The 15,890-nt window shown below is 50.1% G+C and carries 14 protein-coding genes and 1 rRNA gene; 13 read left to right on the forward strand and 2 right to left on the reverse strand.

What is annotated here, in order from left to right; translation table 11 throughout:
* Positions 1-110 (forward strand): 23S ribosomal RNA (locus AC6B99_RS06275); the annotation flags it as partial.
* Between the two features lie 360 nt (positions 111-470).
* Entirely contained in the window at positions 471-1,742 is a 1,272-nt protein-coding gene (locus AC6B99_RS06280; protein WP_496663015.1) for an MFS transporter, read from the forward strand.
* A 34-nt stretch (positions 1,743-1,776) separates the two neighbouring features.
* Here the strand turns inward: AC6B99_RS06280 and AC6B99_RS06285 are convergent, their stop codons facing one another.
* On the reverse strand, positions 1,777-2,556 hold the full coding sequence (locus AC6B99_RS06285; protein ID WP_496663016.1) for a YheC/YheD family protein: 780 nt from the start codon (positions 2,554-2,556) through the stop codon (positions 1,777-1,779).
* Positions 2,557-3,347: 791 nt separating this feature from the next.
* Here AC6B99_RS06285 and AC6B99_RS06290 point away from each other — a divergent pair.
* The 8 genes from AC6B99_RS06290 (at position 3,348) to AC6B99_RS06325 (ending at position 12,212) form a co-directional block, all read left to right on the forward strand.
* The gene (locus AC6B99_RS06290) at positions 3,348-4,367 is read left to right on the forward strand and encodes a beta-ketoacyl-ACP synthase III (RefSeq protein ID WP_056037527.1); all 1,020 of its coding nucleotides are present in this window, start codon (positions 3,348-3,350) and stop codon (positions 4,365-4,367) included.
* The gene (locus tag AC6B99_RS06295) at positions 4,357-5,568 is read left to right on the forward strand and encodes an ATP-grasp domain-containing protein (RefSeq protein ID WP_496663017.1); all 1,212 of its coding nucleotides are present in this window, start codon (positions 4,357-4,359) and stop codon (positions 5,566-5,568) included. Before AC6B99_RS06290 ends, AC6B99_RS06295 begins: the two co-directional genes overlap by 11 nt.
* Positions 5,569-5,585: 17 nt before the next feature.
* Positions 5,586-6,584, forward strand: a complete 999-nt coding sequence (locus AC6B99_RS06300; RefSeq protein ID WP_081418895.1) for an NAD-dependent epimerase/dehydratase family protein — start codon at positions 5,586-5,588, stop codon at positions 6,582-6,584.
* Positions 6,581-7,426, forward strand: a complete 846-nt coding sequence (locus tag AC6B99_RS06305) for an MBL fold metallo-hydrolase (RefSeq protein WP_496663018.1) — start codon at positions 6,581-6,583, stop codon at positions 7,424-7,426. Before AC6B99_RS06300 ends, AC6B99_RS06305 begins: the two co-directional genes overlap by 4 nt.
* The gene (locus AC6B99_RS06310) at positions 7,423-8,736 is read left to right on the forward strand and encodes a F390 synthetase-related protein (protein WP_496663019.1); all 1,314 of its coding nucleotides are present in this window, start codon (positions 7,423-7,425) and stop codon (positions 8,734-8,736) included. The genes AC6B99_RS06305 and AC6B99_RS06310 overlap by 4 nt, the downstream gene beginning before the upstream one ends.
* 31 nt (positions 8,737-8,767) lie before the next feature.
* The gene (locus AC6B99_RS06315; RefSeq protein WP_496663020.1) at positions 8,768-9,925 is read left to right on the forward strand and encodes a GNAT family N-acetyltransferase; all 1,158 of its coding nucleotides are present in this window, start codon (positions 8,768-8,770) and stop codon (positions 9,923-9,925) included.
* A gap of 126 nt (positions 9,926-10,051) precedes the next feature.
* Positions 10,052-11,065, forward strand: coding sequence for an HD-GYP domain-containing protein (locus tag AC6B99_RS06320; RefSeq protein ID WP_056037515.1), 1,014 nt, complete (start codon positions 10,052-10,054; stop codon positions 11,063-11,065).
* A gap of 61 nt (positions 11,066-11,126) precedes the next feature.
* Positions 11,127-12,212: a GGDEF domain-containing protein gene (locus AC6B99_RS06325; protein ID WP_056037512.1), complete on the forward strand. Its 1,086-nt coding sequence runs from the start codon at positions 11,127-11,129 to the stop codon at positions 12,210-12,212.
* 64 nt (positions 12,213-12,276) lie between these two features.
* Here AC6B99_RS06325 and pdxR read toward each other — a convergent pair whose 3' ends face one another.
* Positions 12,277-13,722 carry a MocR-like pyridoxine biosynthesis transcription factor PdxR gene (pdxR, locus tag AC6B99_RS06330; RefSeq protein ID WP_496663021.1) on the reverse strand — a complete coding sequence of 482 codons (1,446 nt, stop codon included), beginning with the start codon at positions 13,720-13,722 and terminating at the stop codon, positions 12,277-12,279.
* 191 nt (positions 13,723-13,913) lie between these two features.
* Between pdxR and AC6B99_RS06335 the strand changes: the two genes are divergently transcribed.
* From AC6B99_RS06335 to AC6B99_RS06345, 3 genes are all read left to right on the forward strand, one after another.
* Entirely contained in the window at positions 13,914-14,870 is a 957-nt protein-coding gene (locus AC6B99_RS06335) for a nitrilase-related carbon-nitrogen hydrolase (protein WP_494862283.1), read from the forward strand.
* A 38-nt stretch (positions 14,871-14,908) separates the two neighbouring features.
* Positions 14,909-15,043 carry a hypothetical protein gene (locus tag AC6B99_RS06340; protein ID WP_257790757.1) on the forward strand — a complete coding sequence of 45 codons (135 nt, stop codon included), beginning with the start codon at positions 14,909-14,911 and terminating at the stop codon, positions 15,041-15,043.
* 270 nt (positions 15,044-15,313) lie between these two features.
* The gene (locus tag AC6B99_RS06345; RefSeq protein WP_496663022.1) at positions 15,314-15,880 is read left to right on the forward strand and encodes a nucleotidyltransferase family protein; all 567 of its coding nucleotides are present in this window, start codon (positions 15,314-15,316) and stop codon (positions 15,878-15,880) included.
* Positions 15,881-15,890: the final 10 nt, after the last annotated feature.

Genomic DNA, 15,890 nt, shown 5'->3' on the forward strand with positions numbered 1-15,890 from the left:
ATTTCCCAATTTAGTAAGACCCCTTGAAGACGACGAGGTTGATAGGTTCGGGGTGGAAGCGCAGCAATGCGTGCAGCTGACGAATACTAATCGGTCGAGGGCTTATCCTAATAACACGCTAAAGTTTCAGACTTTGTCTTTCGCATCCAGTTTTCAGTGTGCAACACACATAGGAAACTTTAGCTTCATATTACAAGCCTGCCACTAATCATGTGGCAGGCTTGTTTATTTTTACACAAAAACGAATATACCATTTGCCTAACTTTATACATAGCCGATATTGTATGAAAACACTCGTTAACGTTCAATAAATAGCTTAAACCCCCTTGAAACGGGCGTACAACAGCATTTAAGGCTGTTTTCCAAACCGTTAACGCTTTCAGGCAACGGCTGACCGTCTAGCCCTTGTGCTAAAATGAACGGGAAAGATGAAGTTCATGTAAATAGAGAGAGGCAGGGGCAGTATACATATGCGAACATGGCCGAGATTGGACTATTTTTTCAGCAGGGGAGCGGCTATTCCACCAGAGAGAAGGCTAGGCAGGGAGGCTATTATCTCGATTGTCATTCATGGTTGTTTTCAATTTGGTGCATCCATGTCTGGATTGTTTCTTAATTTGTACTTGTGGCGGTTAACGCAGGATTTAACGGTAAATGCGCTCTACAACATTATTGTATTTCTAATGACACCAATTACGTTTGCAGTTGGGGGTTGGATCGCGAAACGCAAAGACCGAATGGTGACGTACAGGATTGGCATCGTTTTAATAGCTGTCTTTTATTTAATGGTCGTTATTACGGGTGAGCAGGTCGTTAATTATTATGTTTTGTTCGCCATATGTAATGGTATTGCAGGGGGACTATATTGGACCGGATATTTAATCATCCAATATGATGTTTCTACAGAGGCGAATCGGATTCGTTTTCTAGCGCTGAATATGATTGTGTTCAACACGGCGGGATTGCTGGGCCCGGCGCTGGCCGGATTTATTATTTCTCGTAATGAAGGGCTGCAGGGATATGTTATTATTTTTTTACTCGCCTTCGTTATGTTTGTTATAGCGGCCATCGTGAGCTTCCGGATTCCCATTGTGAAATCGCATCACCGTGCTTATTATTTAAAATTTATGGGGCTTGCGATGAATAAAAACAGGCGGTGGTTCAAGGCGCTCGTCAGCTTTTTTATACTTGGGCTTTTTCAAGGGATTATGTTGTTTTTACCGAATATTTTATTGTTTCAGACGGTGGGGCGTGAGGATCGGGTCGGTTACTTAGGCGTAGCCTTTTCAGCACTTACCGTTATGACGGGGTATGTCATATCTAGGAAAGCACAGAAGGAGCAAGTCCAGAAATATGTGCTATTTTCTACAACAGGAGTCGCCATAGGGGCTGCGCTGCTGCTAATTGCAGTTGATTTTTGGTCCGTGCTTTTGTTTATGATTTTGTTCTCCATCTGTAATCCGCTTGCAGTCAATACATTGACCTCTTATTATTATCGGCTAATTGGCACACTTCCTCTTAAAGGACAACTGCGTGTAGAATGCGTCGTTATGCGTGAGTTGTTTCTGAATGTCGGCAGAGTTGTGTCGATTGGCTGCTTGATCTTGTTTGCTGGCGATGTGACGTCTGTCTGGCTGCCGGTCGTACTGTTCGGGGCTGCACTCGCACAATATTTGCTATCTTTATTAATTAGCGAGAAGCAGCCCGATCAAGCAAAGGTATCTGAACGCGCAGGAGGCTAGACTGCCTTTCAACAACAGGCAAACGTAGCATAAGCTAATCGTCCTTTCGGCCATAGCTTTGGGCAAATCGCATAATCCGGTTGTAGGCGCGGCGATCAATCCATTTTAACGGACGGAATTGGGGATGGTTGGAATTGACCTCCAATATCCACAGGTGCGTGTTGCGGTCCAAGGCAAAATCGATGCCCATTTCAAACATGCCCGCTTTACGCTTGCTGAGGGCACGGGCTACTGTCAATGAGTGCTGTGTCAAATGGCCAATGAGCTCGCTGCTTTTGGCATCTTCATATCCTTTGCGCTGCACCAGCTTATGCATCGTCCAAATTTCGCCGCCCTGATGGTAGTTGGTGACGATTTTACCTTTGGCGCCTACTTTAATAAGGAAGCCGGTAAGATGCCATATGCCGCCCGGTTTTCGCTGAACCATGGCACGAATATCGTAGGGACGATTTTCGACTTGATCGAGGCTGACTGCTTGTTGAATAATAAGGCGGGAAGGCTTGGCAGGCAGCAAATGCTCATAAACGTCATCTAGACTGTGAAAAAATTTGGAAAGCTGCTTTTTGCTTTTTGTATAAAGGAGCTTGTAGCCGTCGTTTAGGGGCTCAAGCTTATGCACACCGACGCCAAGCGAGCCGATATTTGGCTTAATGTATAGCGCGTGATGGGCAGCAGCCATCATCTTCAGATTGGATAAGGTGAAGCTGGTGGTGCTTGGTATGAGCGGTTTAGTTGAAGCATTTTTTTGCAAAAAACGGCACACCTTCAGCTTGCCACGAATGGTCGCGCTGCGATACGTTTTCGTATACATCATTGTCACCTCGTAGCCAGTGTATGATAGCAGGAAACAACGAAATTGTACGGATAACTAGAATGTTTACGAAAAATAATGAAATCAGCAAAAGCCCTCAATCGCTTGTATCAAGCGGCGGAGGGCTTTTGCCTGAAGGGAGAAGGGCCCAAGGCTCATCCTTATATAGGCCGAATGACGAAAAGCTCACTCGAGGTTGTTGGAAATATGAGCTGCCCAGCAGTCGATTTAGGGTTGGAGATGAAAAGTTAAGCGCTTAGCTCCAAATCCACCTTAAGCATGAGCACATGGCTGACAATCGTTGCGCCGAATAGAGGAACGGAAAGTATTTCCTCGGCAATATTTTTGATTGCAAACAGTTGCTTAAATTCGGCGCTGTCTTCTGGCTGGACTAGGGAATATCAATTATGTAGCTGAGCCGTTCCTCGAAACAAAACGTTTGGTTCATCACCTAGCTGCTCATGATTTCAATTTCCTCAGCAAGGGTAATAATAGGCTGCTTGAGTTTAATGGATGAGCTTAGTAGAGCACAACTATGAGAGTGATTAATATAGAAAGCTTGGTATAGGCTCGAAGCCGCGCGTGCATAGCGGTAAAGCTCGTAAAGCTCGTAAAGCTACATTCCAGTAATAAGTGGCAATAGATTGGATTTTAAAAGAAAATATGTAAATTAAATGTAATTTAAAAGGGTACTAATAAAATTTGGTACTATGTCCAGCTATGCACCATCTAGTAAGATAAAGTAGCAATACACATTAAGATAGACAACAAGCTAATAGATGGCGGTGAGGGTTATGCATGCAAGAAACAAGCATAAGCAACAACGGAATGTACGAATATGGGGGACAGGCTCCTACTTGCCATCCCAAATGGTGACAGCGGAGCAGTTGGACGAAAAACTGAATAAGCCGCAAGGCTGGGTATATAAGAAATCAGGCGTGAAAATCAGGCATTACGCAGCTGGCGAAGCCGCGTCAGTCATGGGCGCAAAGGCTGCCTTTGCGGCTTTGGAGGATGCAGGACTTGAGCTTGACGACATGGACTGCATCATTTGTGCCAATGCGATTCCTGAGCAGCTTATCCCGTGCACAGCGGCGCTCATCCAAGATGAGATGTGGGCAGGCGAATCAGGTATTCCTTGTTTCGACATTAATACGACCTGCTTGTCGTTTCTAGCGGCGCTTGATATGGTGTCTTATATGATAGAAGCGGGCAGATATGACACAGTGCTGCTTGTATCGCCGGAAATTGCATCAAGCGGCCTTAATGACAAGCATCCCGAAAGCGCGACGCTGTTCGGCGACGGGGCAGCAGCGGTAGTCATTGGCAGAAGTGGTGAAGGCGAAAGCTCATCCATTATCGCCTCCCGTATGGAGACGTACGGATCGGGACGCGAGCTGTCGGAAATTCGCGGAGGCGGCTCAGGATTGCCTTCCACACAGTACGGGGCGGCAAATGCGGAGCAATATTTGTTTGCAATGCAGGGCGAGGCGCTGTTTCGCAAAACGTCTAAGCTGCTGCCCGACTTTATCAAGCGGCTGTTTCAGGAGGCGAGCATCGACATGTCCGAGCTGAAGCTCGTAGTTCCGCATCAAGGCAGCGCCCTTGCCATGCGGCTGCTTCAGAAAAAGCTTGGCATTGCGCCCGAGCAGTTCATGAACATTATTGAAAATCACGGCAATATGATTGCGGCTTCTCTGCCGATGGGCATTCATCTGGCCATCCAGCAGGGCCGCTTGCAGCGTGGTGACCGCTTTGCGCTCATTGGCATTTCAGCGGGCATTTCGTTAGGCGGGATGATTATTGAATATTAAAACAGGCCAAGAGCAGGGAATACACACCGGGCGGCGCATCCTTATTACGGGAGGCAGAGCGCCAGCTGCGCTGGATTTAGCCCGTCAGCTGGCGGAGCAGGGTTATGAGGTTTATGCAGCGGACAGTATGGCGAGTCCGCTCATTCGCTTTTCAACCTGCATTAAGCGTTATGAGATGCTTCCAGCGCCACGAGTGGACGAGGCAGCATTTGGCACAGCGCTTGCGGTAATGGTGGAAAAGTACAGCATCGAGCTGCTTATTCCAACCTGCGAGGAAATTTATTATATTGCCAAGCTGCGCGGCAAGCTTGGAAGCTGCATGGTTTTCACCGATGAAGCGGAGAAGCTCACCGCCCTGCATAGCAAATGGGCGTTCATTGAAATGGTTCGGGAGGCGGGGCTTGCCGCCCCAGAGACAAAGCAGCTGCGTTCCTACACTGAGCTAAAACAGCTGCATAATCCCGCTTCAGAGCAAATATGGGTGCTGAAGCCGGTCTATTCCCGCTTTGCAACGAAAGTGCATATATGGCATGCAAACGAGTCGCCGCCTCCTGCTGCGGAACTGCAGCTATCCGCAGATTCCCCTTGGGTAGCCCAAGCATTCGTAGCAGGACAGGAATATTGCACGTATTCAATTGCAAAGGATGGCAAGCTGCTTGCCTATTCCGATTATGCAGTCGACTTTACTGCTGGACGGGGAGCCAGCACCTTCTTTAAGCCATGCCATCAGCCGCAGCTGCGGCAATGGGTGGAGACGTTTGCCGCACATACGCAGTTTACAGGCCAAATCGCTTTTGATTTTATAATAGACGAGAGCGGCGCGGTATGGCCGCTTGAGTGCAATCCGCGAGCGACGAGCGGATTGCATCTGTTCGACAGGCGCGACCGGCTCGGCCGCGCCTTGTGGGGGACTGGCCAGCCCAGCAGCATCATTATGCCGCAGCAATCGCGGGGCAAAATGATCGCGGCAGCGATGCTGGCCTATGGGCTTTCGCAGCAGCGGCGCCAGCGTGGGCTATGGCGGGGCTCTTGGCACTGGCTGGCGAGCATGGCAGGCGGCCGGGATGTTATTTTCAGCTGGAAGGACCCTGGTCCATTTCTGATGCAAGGTTATGTTTGGTTTGATTTATGGCGGCGGGCACGCAAGGCGGAGCAGCCGCTTATTGCTTTTACAACTGCTGATATTGAATGGAATGGATGAGAAAGGAGAAGGCGAGGATGAACATACTGGTAACAGGGGCTACCGGATTTTTAGGAGAAAATGCGGTATATCGACTGCTGAAGGAAGGCCATACGGTGACCGCGGCCGGGCGTAATCAAGAGGCAGGCGGGCGGCTCAGCGAGGCGGGGGCGGCATTTTTACAGCTGGATTTAGCCTCCAGTGCAATGAGCGAAGCGATTGCCGGTCATGACGCCGTGTTTCATTGCGGCGCCTTGTCTTCGCCTTGGGGCAAGTATCGCGACTTTTATGCATCCAATGTCAGGGGCACGCGCCATGTCATACAAGGCTGCCTTGAGCACGGCGTCCAGCGGCTGGTGCATGTGTCGACGCCTTCGATCTATTTTGACTATCGCCATCGCTTTAATATTGCAGAGCATGAGCCGCTGCCGAAAGCAGCGGTCAATCATTATGCGGCGACGAAGCTGCTTGCCGAGCAAGAGGTTGACCACGCTTATCGTGAGCAGGGGCTGCGCGTTGTGACGATCCGGCCGCGAGCGTTGTTCGGACCTGGCGATAAGGCGATTTTTCCAAGGCTGCTGCGGGCAAATGACAAACGGTTTATACCAGTGTTCGGAAGCGGTCAGCCGCTTGTCGATATTACGTATGTGGATAATGTGACGGAGGCGCTCATGCGCTGTCTGTACGCCGATCCGATTGTGCTTGGACAGAAATACAATATTACGAATGGCGAGCCTATTCAGCTGTGGGAAGCTATGGCGAGGCTGTTTGAAATGCTGAATAAACCGATCCGGACCAAGAAGATTGCATACCCCGCGGCGTATAGTGCGGCCTCTTTGCTGGAGCTGGCGGCGAAGCTGCCGGGGCTTGCCAAAGAACCGCTGCTGACCCGTTATACGGTCGGCATTCTTGCGTTCAGCCAAACGCTTTCTATTGAGAAGGCGCAGCGGGAGCTGGGTTATCGGCCTCTCGTGAGCGTCGAGGAAGGGCTTAGGAGGTTCGCGGCCTGGTGGAAAGAGCAGGAGGAGACACGATGAAAATTACCTTTCATAATACGGGCTACTGCAAGCAGTTGGAGGCGCTAGCGATTAGCGGGGGGCGCTGGCGGCAGCAAGCATTTCCAGGTATTTTTGCTATAATGGAACATCCTGTGCTAGGGCCGGTATTATTTGATACCGGCTATTCGCCGCGCTTTCTCGAAGCGACGAAGCGGCTGCCTTATGCGCTTTACCGCTGGACGACCCCCGTTACGCTTGCCGGGGAACGCTCTGCGGCGGAGCATGTGCATGCGGCAGGCTATTCGCTGCGCGAGGTTAAGCATATTATCGTCTCGCATTTCCATGCCGACCATGTTTGCGGCTTGCGAGATTTTTCCGAGGCGACGTTTATTTGCTCGCAGCAGGCATATGAGGCTGTCCAGCCGCTGAACGGATTTGCAGCGGTGAAAAAAGCTTTTTTGCCCGAGCTGCTGCCGCCTGATTTCGCCAAGCGGGCACGCTGGATCGAGCAGTCGAACGAGGTGGACCTGCCAGCGAAATATGCCCCCTTCCATAAGGGGTACGATTTATTTAATGATGGAAGCGTAACGGCTATCCGTTTGTCTGGCCATGCGGCCGACCAATTCGGACTGCTGCTGCAGGGAGATACGGGGCAGGAGCTGCTGCTCGGCGCAGACGCTAGCTGGTCGGAGGCGGCGGTGCGGGAAAATCGCCCTCCTCATGCGCTAGCCTCCATTGTGTTCGACAACCGGGTGGAGTTTAAGGAAACGTTCGACCGTCTCGTCGAGCTGAAGCGGAGAAATCCGGAGCTCCAGCAAGTTTTCACGCATTGCGGGGAAACGTGGAAACGCTGCACCGCGTGGCAGGGGGCGAGAGCATGAGAGTATTAAGGCTGCTGGTTTATTATGTGCTGACACGGGTGCGCGCCCGGCGCTTTCGCAGCCGGAAGGCGCTGGAAGCCTGGCAGCACCGCAAAGTTGTGGCACTTGTGAGGCGGGTACGCCAGCAATCGCCCTTTTACCGAAGCTATTATCAAGGGCTGGATGCACAAAATTGGCGCAGCTTCCCGACGATCGATAAAGCGTTAATGATGGACCATTTTGACCGGCTGAACACAGCGGGTATTACGAAGGAGGAAGCATTCCGAATCGCGCTGCGCGCCGAGCGGGAACGGGACTTCTCCGCGCAGATCGGCGATATTGCGGTCGGACTGTCGTCAGGCACATCAGGCAGCCGCGGCTTGTTTCTGGTCAGTGCCAAGGAACGCGCAGCGTGGGCGGGAACGGTACTGGCAAAGGCGCTGCCAGCCTCGCTGCTTGTGCGGCAGCGGATCGCTTTTTTTCTGCGGGCGGACAGCCATTTGTACCAAAGCGTGCGTTCCAAGCGGCTGCAATTCCGTTTTTACGACATGATCCATCCAGTAGAGGACAATGTGCGATTGTTAAGCGAGCAGCAGCCGACGCTGCTGGTTGCACCGCCGTCCATGCTGCGACTGCTCGCTGAAGCGCAGCTTGCCGGAGAGCTGTTCATTGCGCCGGGTAAAGTGATCTCGGTTGCAGAAGTGCTTGAGCCGCTGGACAAGCGGCTTATCGAGCAGGCTTTTGGGGTGCGCGTCGATCAAATTTATCAATGCACAGAAGGCTTCCTCGCTGCCACCTGCTCACAGGGCACCCTGCATCTGAACGAGGATATACTCGTCATTGAGAAGGAGTATGTGGACGAGGAGCAGCGTATCTTCTCGCCAATCATCACTGACTTTTCACGGGAAACCCAGCCTATCATGCGATATCGGCTTAATGATTTGCTGACGGAGGCGACGCAGCCTTGTGCCTGTGGCTCCACTTTTACGGCGATTGCCTCCATTGAAGGCAGGACGGATGATTTATTTTATGGACGCGATGCGGATACACAGCGGCTTGTGCCGATTTTTCCCGATTTTATAAGGCGGGCGGTCATTATGTCCTCGGAGCGTATAAAGGAATACAAGGTCGTTCAGCAATCGGATCGGCAGCTGGAAGTAGCTCTGCGCGTCGATGGAGCGCCTGAGGAGCTGCAGCCGGAGCTTGCCGCTGCGCTGTCCAAGCTGTTTACTTCACGCGGCTGCATGGCGCCGCTGATTGCATTTGTCCCGTATGAAGCGGATGAGGGGCTGCGCAAGCTGCGGCGGGTGGAGCGAAAGTGGAAGGTTTAGAACAGATGAAGGAAAGAAAGGAGGGTCAGCTTTGCCCCTATCTAAGACGGTCGTTAAAGAGCTGAACCTTACAGAATTAACAGAGCTTGATGCAATAAAAAAGGGGAAGCGAAATAAAGCGGCTGAATATATGCTTCCTTTGATGCAAAATGGGGTAAATTTATTTATCCGCAACGTGCGCACGGAGCTGCGACTGCTGCAGGCGGGCCAAGCATGGCTGCCCATGACGGTTAATGAGCAGGAATATGATAATTCCTATGTGTGCTCCCCTTATGGAACGTATGTCAAGTATGCGGAAGAAGAGCTTTATTTGTTGGAAAATCCACTGCTGCGCTTCCTGTGCGGCTCCTTGCTTAAGGCAATTGCACCGCTGCTCCGCTGGGCTCAAATTGATCGAAACGTTCATGTGAACAACTGGCTGCTTTCAACGAATTTGTATACCGAAATAAGCGCGGATGAGCTGGAGGGGGCTACAAATACGTTAACAGCAAGCTATCCGAAGCATGCGATTATTTATCGTTCGCTTAACCGGCGCACGAATGGGGAGCTGCTTACGCAATTGCTGCAGCAGGGCTATGTGCTGGTCCCGAGCAGGCAGGTTTATTTTTTCAATGGAGCCGCTCCGTTGTACTTGAAGAAAAAAAATACGAAGTGGGACGGCAAGCTGCTCGCCCAGTCTGACTATCGTATCGTACCGCATGCTGAACTTGGCGAGCCGGACTATGAGCGTATTGCAGAGCTGTATGACCTGCTGTATGTAGGCAAATATTCGGCGCTCAATCCCCAGTTTACCGCTGAATATATTCGCCACTGCCATCAGAAGGGGCTGCTGGAAATGACCGGACTCCGCGATGAGCAAGGGGTTTTGCAAGGCGTGATGGGCTGCTTTATTCATGGCGAGGTCATATCGGTACCGCTGGTCGGCTACAATACGGCGCTTGCCCAAAGTAACGGCCTCTACCGGATGCTGATGCATTTGGCGATGCAGGCTGCAGCGGATCGCGGACAGCTGCTGCATCTCAGCTCTGGCGCAGCTGAATTCAAGCGCGTTCGCGGGGCAGAAGCGGAAATTGAATACAGCGCAGTGTACATTAAGCATCTGTCGGCAGGGAGGAGAGCGGTTTGGCGCGGACTTAGCAAGCTTTTATTGACGGCTGGCGTTCCGCTTATGAGAAAATATAAACTGTAAGAAGAAATTTTTCGCTGTTTGAGGAGATAATACAATAAAATTCAAAAAAGTTTCAAACCTGTAAAGTATAATGGAAGAGTACGTATAAATACATATTCTTCATTTGAGAGCGCAGGTGTTTTGAGGGTGGACAACGGCAATCAATTGTTTTTGGGAAAACAGCTGGCTCAGGATTTGTTTAATCATAACGGAGTGCTTGTTGCTCCTGCCCATACCGTATTGGATCAGGAACAGCTCGACTTGATTTATCGCCATGCGATCGAACTGGAAGAAAGGGAGATTAAGCGGGATAAGGAGAAATCGCAGGCACAGGAAAAAATGGACGGCTGTACGCTGTACATGGCGGAGCTGTTTGAGCAAATTCGTTATGCCAAGCAAATTCCAGTGCTGCAAATCCGTGAAAAAATTATTCCTTCGATTAATGAGCTGACGGAGCTTCCTGATTTTTACGAATTGCTGGGCGCTTTGCAATCCAAAGATGATTATTCTTACCGCCATAATATAGGGGTAGGTGTATTATCTGCTTTAATTGGAAAATGGATGGATATGGATGAGCGCGATCTCATGCAGCTTACGATGGCGGCTACTCTCCACGATATTGGCAAAACGAAAATTTCAAATGAAATTTTGAACAAGCCGGCATTGCTTGATCCGAAAGAGTTTGACCTGATGAAAAAGCATACGATTTTTGGCTATGAGCTGCTCAAAGGGACCGTTGGCATTAATCATGTCCAAGCTTTGGTAGCGCTTCAGCATCATGAACGGCAAGATGGCAGCGGATACCCGCTCGGCTTGCGCTCTGAGCAAATCGCCCCGCTTAGCAAAATCGTAGCGGTAGCTGATGTTTTTCATGCGATGACCTCAGATCGGCCATATCGCAAAGCACTGCCCTTTTATGAGACGCTTATCCAAATGAACAATAATATTTTTGGCGAGTTTGATCCGCAAATCAGCAAGCTGTTTATGGACAAAATGATGCAGTCGATGCTTGGGCATCAGGTGCTGCTCACCAACAATCAAATCGGCTCCATCGTATTGATCAATCCGCAAAATGCACTTAGGCCGTTAGTGAAAATGAATGACAACTTTATTGATTTAAGCAGAGATACGAGTTTGCATATTCTCAAAGTTGCGCCTTAAGGCAAGCCGCATGCTATTTCTATGGAAAACGCCGTTGCAGCAAGGCAGGTAAAGGACATTTATGATAATAATAATAACGATTTTATCCGTTACATTCACATTATTTTTTTTCAGCAAGCAGCTCATAAATGCTCTGCTTCGTTTGAATTTATTGCGCTTCGAAGTTAGAAAGAAACTTTTGTTTGGCGTGGTATACGGCGTTTGCGGCATCTTAATCATGTGGTTTGGAGTGCCGGTATCCGATCACGGCATCATTGATTTTAGATATTTCTTTATTATAATTGCTGCGTACTACGGGGGCCTGCATGCTTCTATGCTGGCATCTGCTCTTATTGCAGGGGGACGAATACTGCTGTTTGGCGGCTTAAATGACGCCTCCATCGCCTCTGCGGCATTTATTTTGTTGCTAGGGGTATTATCAGGCATTATTTTTGTGAACAAGCGCCTAGGTGGATTTTGGACAAAATGGAGCGTTTCTTTGCTGGTGTTAATGGCATTGCTTTATGGAAATGCTTGTTATACATATGGTATGGAATGGTCCAGCCCGACTATAAAATTTCTATTCCCGCCGCTGCTTGCCAGCGGCCTTGTCGTCGCATATTGCGTGCGTAATTTGACGCAGCGCGACGAAATGTTCCAGCAAAAGGAACAGGAAGCGACAACGGATTTTCTTACTCAGCTGGCTAATGTCAGAGCTTTCGATGCGGCGTTTAACCGCTTGTTTATTCAGGCAGAGAGTGGAAAGGAGCCGCTTGCTCTCCTGTTTCTGGATATTGATTATTTCAAAAAAATAAATGACACCTACGGCCATCCCGCAGGAGATGCTGTTTTGCGCGAGCTAGCGGCTATTGTAAGGCGCACGGTTAGGGCAGAGGATGTTGCCTCGCGCTATGGCGGTGAGGAGTTTTCCATTTTGCTGCCTAATTGTTCACCGTCCGGCGCTTATGCTTTGGCTGAAAATTTACGCAGCAAAATTGAGAATTGCCAAATTGCCGTTAATGACAAGCAAAAGGTAGGCGTGACCGTCTCGATCGGCATTGCCTGCTATCCGGAGGTTGAGCAGGAGTTTCTAATTGATTATGCCGATCAGGCTTTGTATCAGGCTAAGCTCTCTGGCAGAAACAAGACGATATTGTGGCGCTCTTAAAGCAGCATGGCTTTATGTTTACCGTCTTGTTGCAAGCTTGCTTCATGGCGCCAGCCTTATGGCTTCAGTTTTTCGAGGCCAAGCTGGCGCGCAGTGCGGCTGCTAATCTTTCGATTCCTATTTCTATTTGCTCCGGCTCCGGCCGGGCATAGCTTAGACGAATGAAACCTTCCTCCGAGCCATACACACTGCCAGGAACGAACACGAGCCCTCTCTGAATACTTTCTTCCAGCAGGCGATGATCGCTGATGTTCTCTTTGGATTTACACCATAGATTAAGCCCTCCTGGGTGCGCGGTAAATGAAAGTTTTTCTGAAAAATAATGCTCCAGCGCACCGATCATTCGCTGCTGCTTGGCCTCGAGCGCCTTTCGCAACATTTGCAAATGCAGCGGAAATTCGTTTGAAGCGAGCAGGCGGCCAGCCAGCCACTGAGGCAAAATGCTAAGGCCAAAGTCCATTTGCTGCCTGGCATCGGCGAGGCGGCTCACGACCGTTTGCGGTGCGACCAGCCAGCCGATTCGCAGGCCCGATGCGGCGATTTTGGATAATGTGCCAATATAGAGCACGATATCCTCCTTGTCCAGCGCCTTTAGTGATGGCAAAGCCTGATTGTGAAAGGAAGTCAGGCTGAACGGGTCGTCCTCTACAATCGGAATACGCAGCTCGGCAGCTATGGCTAATACGCGCTGCCTTTTTTCCATGCTCAAAGAAGTGCCTGTCGGATTTTGATAGTTCGGATTGAGAAAAAGCATGCGAATGCGATGCTCGCGGTACAATCGCGTTATATCATCCGGATCAATGCCGTCATGATGAACCGGAAGACGGCAAATACGCAGTCCTGCAGATTGGAACATCGGCAGCGAATAGCAGTAGGAGGGATCTTCGATCGCAACGGCATCTCCTGGGGCAAGCAAACATTGCGTTATTAAATAGAGCGATTGCTGCGAGCCGGAAGTAACGAGAATAGAAGCTTCAGGAGCCGCAATGCCCTGTTTCCGCAAAAAAGCGCTTAGCTCCACCCGCAGCTGCGGATTGCCCTGTGGATGATCATAGCCGAGCGGCTCCATGAATGGCTGCTCCTGCATAATGGACTGGAGGAGCCGGCTCGGAAACAGCGGCTCCGCCAGTTCGCCGCTCGCCATGTCAATCATTTGGCCATGGTGGCGCATGGATGAACGAATGCGCCTCATAAAGGGCAAATTAGGCAGGAAGCTGCCTCCTTCTGCATATTGCCGCCAATTCGGCGTATGCGAAGGGGATATCCCCCATTTACTGCGGCTCACGGTTGTGCCGCTCCCTACTTTGCTTTCCACCAAGCCGGCTGAGCGCAGCTCGGCATACGCCTGTACAATCGTGCTGCGATTAACGCCTAATTGCTCCGCCAGTTTGCGTTCGGAGGGAAGCGGGCTGCCTGGCGGATATTCGCCGGAGGCAATGCTGCGTTCCAGCAGCTCGGCAATTTGCAAGTAAACAGGCGTTTTTAATGTTCGATCCAGCTTCCACGTCATACGTACACCCCGTTCATTATCGATTTGTCTAATTCGGATTATTCCATTCATTATAGTACATTTTAGCGAATTGGATGGTCATTTTAGTGGATAAATGGATGGTTACATGATCAGCCAATCCATTTATGATTGTTAATAAGAGAGGTGGCTGCCCATGTAAGGGCAGTTGTCTTAGGGTGGGGGATGAACATATGGAGCACCGCAAGGTGAAAGTTGGTGTTGTGCAGGCTGCGCCTAGTTTATTGGATAAGCAATCGGCGTTCAAGCAAATAGCTGCCTATGCCGGCGAAGCAAGCAGACAAGGGGTCAAGCTGCTGGTGTTTCCTGAAGTATTTATCTCCGGTTACCCGCGCGGCATGACGTTTGGGAATCGCGTTGGAAGCCGAACAGCGGAGGGACGGGAAGACTTTCGCCGTTATGCGGAAAGTGCAATAACGATTCCGGGCGAGGATACCGACCTGTTAGGGGAAATTGCTGCCGCACATGGCTTATATCTAATCGTTGGTGCACTGGAGCGCGATCAGGAATATAGCGGTGCGACTTTATATAATTCAATCGTGTATGTAGGTCCTGATGGCAGGCTGCTTGGCAAACATCGAAAGCTTATTCCTACAGCTGCGGAGCGTCTGCTCTGGGGGCAAGGCGATGGCAGCACATTAACGGTTATCCAAACCCCTTTTGGACGAATAGGCGGCTTGATATGCTGGGAAAACTATATGCCGCTAGCTCGGACCGCCATGTATGCGAAAGGTATAGACCTTTTTATAACGCCTACAGCGGATGCCCGCGATACATGGCAATCGACGATTCGTCATATTGCCTGCGAAGGCCGCTGCTATGTGCTGTCGAGCAATCAGTTTGCTACAAAGTCTTTATATCCGAAGGATTTGGCGAGTTTTGCCGAGCTGGAGCAGATGGATGAGGTGCTGAGCAGGGGCGGCAGCGCTATCGTTGGGCCGCTAGGGGAATATATAGCAGAGCCTGTTTATGGGCGGGAGGCGCTGCTCGTGGCAGAGCTGGATATGTCGAAAATCGCCGAAAGCCGATTTGACTTTGATGTGGTCGGGCATTACAGCCGGCCGGACGTGTTTCAGCTGCATGTTAATGAATCCACGCAGTCTAATGTATTTTTTAAGAGCACATTGTAAAGGGAAAGAGCAGCTGTACAGCAGAAGGGAGCATTATAATGGATGTACCAGTTGGCGTATGGATTTCAGCGGTTGTTATCGTTGGCATTTTAGCATGGATTACTTTTTGGATTACGAACAAGGCTTACTCCAGAAAATGGGATGAAAATGACGAAGACAAGCTGAAAAATTAAAGCAGTGCAGTTAAAGCTTCAGCAGAACATGGTTTCCTATATTTCAAGTTTTTCGAACGCTTTGCCGGGGTGTGGTCAGCCTGGCAAGGCGTTTTTTTGCATTTATGAAATATAGGAAAGTATAGCATTGCGCGATACCTTCCCTATATTTCTCGGAATGAAACGCGCCGCCAAAGGACGATCCCAGCCGTTTCATCTTGTAAAAGCTCTTCCCAATAAGCGGTTTTTCAGTTAATATGAGAATATATGTTCGATATTGGGGGCGGATTGATGAATCAAGAGTCATACATAATGGATATTATTCGGGGAGACGATTGGATGATGGACATCTTGCATACGGTGAGGGGGCTCGATTTGCCGGACTGGTGGGTATGCGCCGGGTTTGTGCGTTCTAAATTGTGGGATGTGCTGCATGATTTTAAGAAGCGGACGCCGCTTGCGGATGTGGACGTTATTTATTACGATGCCGCTTCTCTAAGTGAGCATATCGAGAAGCAGCTGGAGCAGCAACTGCGGAGTTTGAGACCTGAAATTCCTTGGTCAGTGAAAAATCAGGCGAGAATGCATGTCGTCAGCGGCTTGCCGCCTTATTCCTGCTCAGTGGATGCGATTTCCAAATTTCCTGAAACGGCGACTTCGCTTGGCGTGGCACTGGATTCGAACGACGAGCTTCAGCTGGCGGCTCCATGGGGAGCAGCTGATGTCCTACAAGCTGTGCTTAGGCCTACCGCTTATTATGAGCAGGGGACGGACAATTACCACGTATACGAACAAAGAATCGTTAAGAAAAATTGGCAGGCGACATGGCCAAAGGTTCATAAAGCAGAGCAGCAGTAGTAACGTCAAC

The sequence above is a fragment of the Paenibacillus liaoningensis genome (assembly GCF_059609455.1).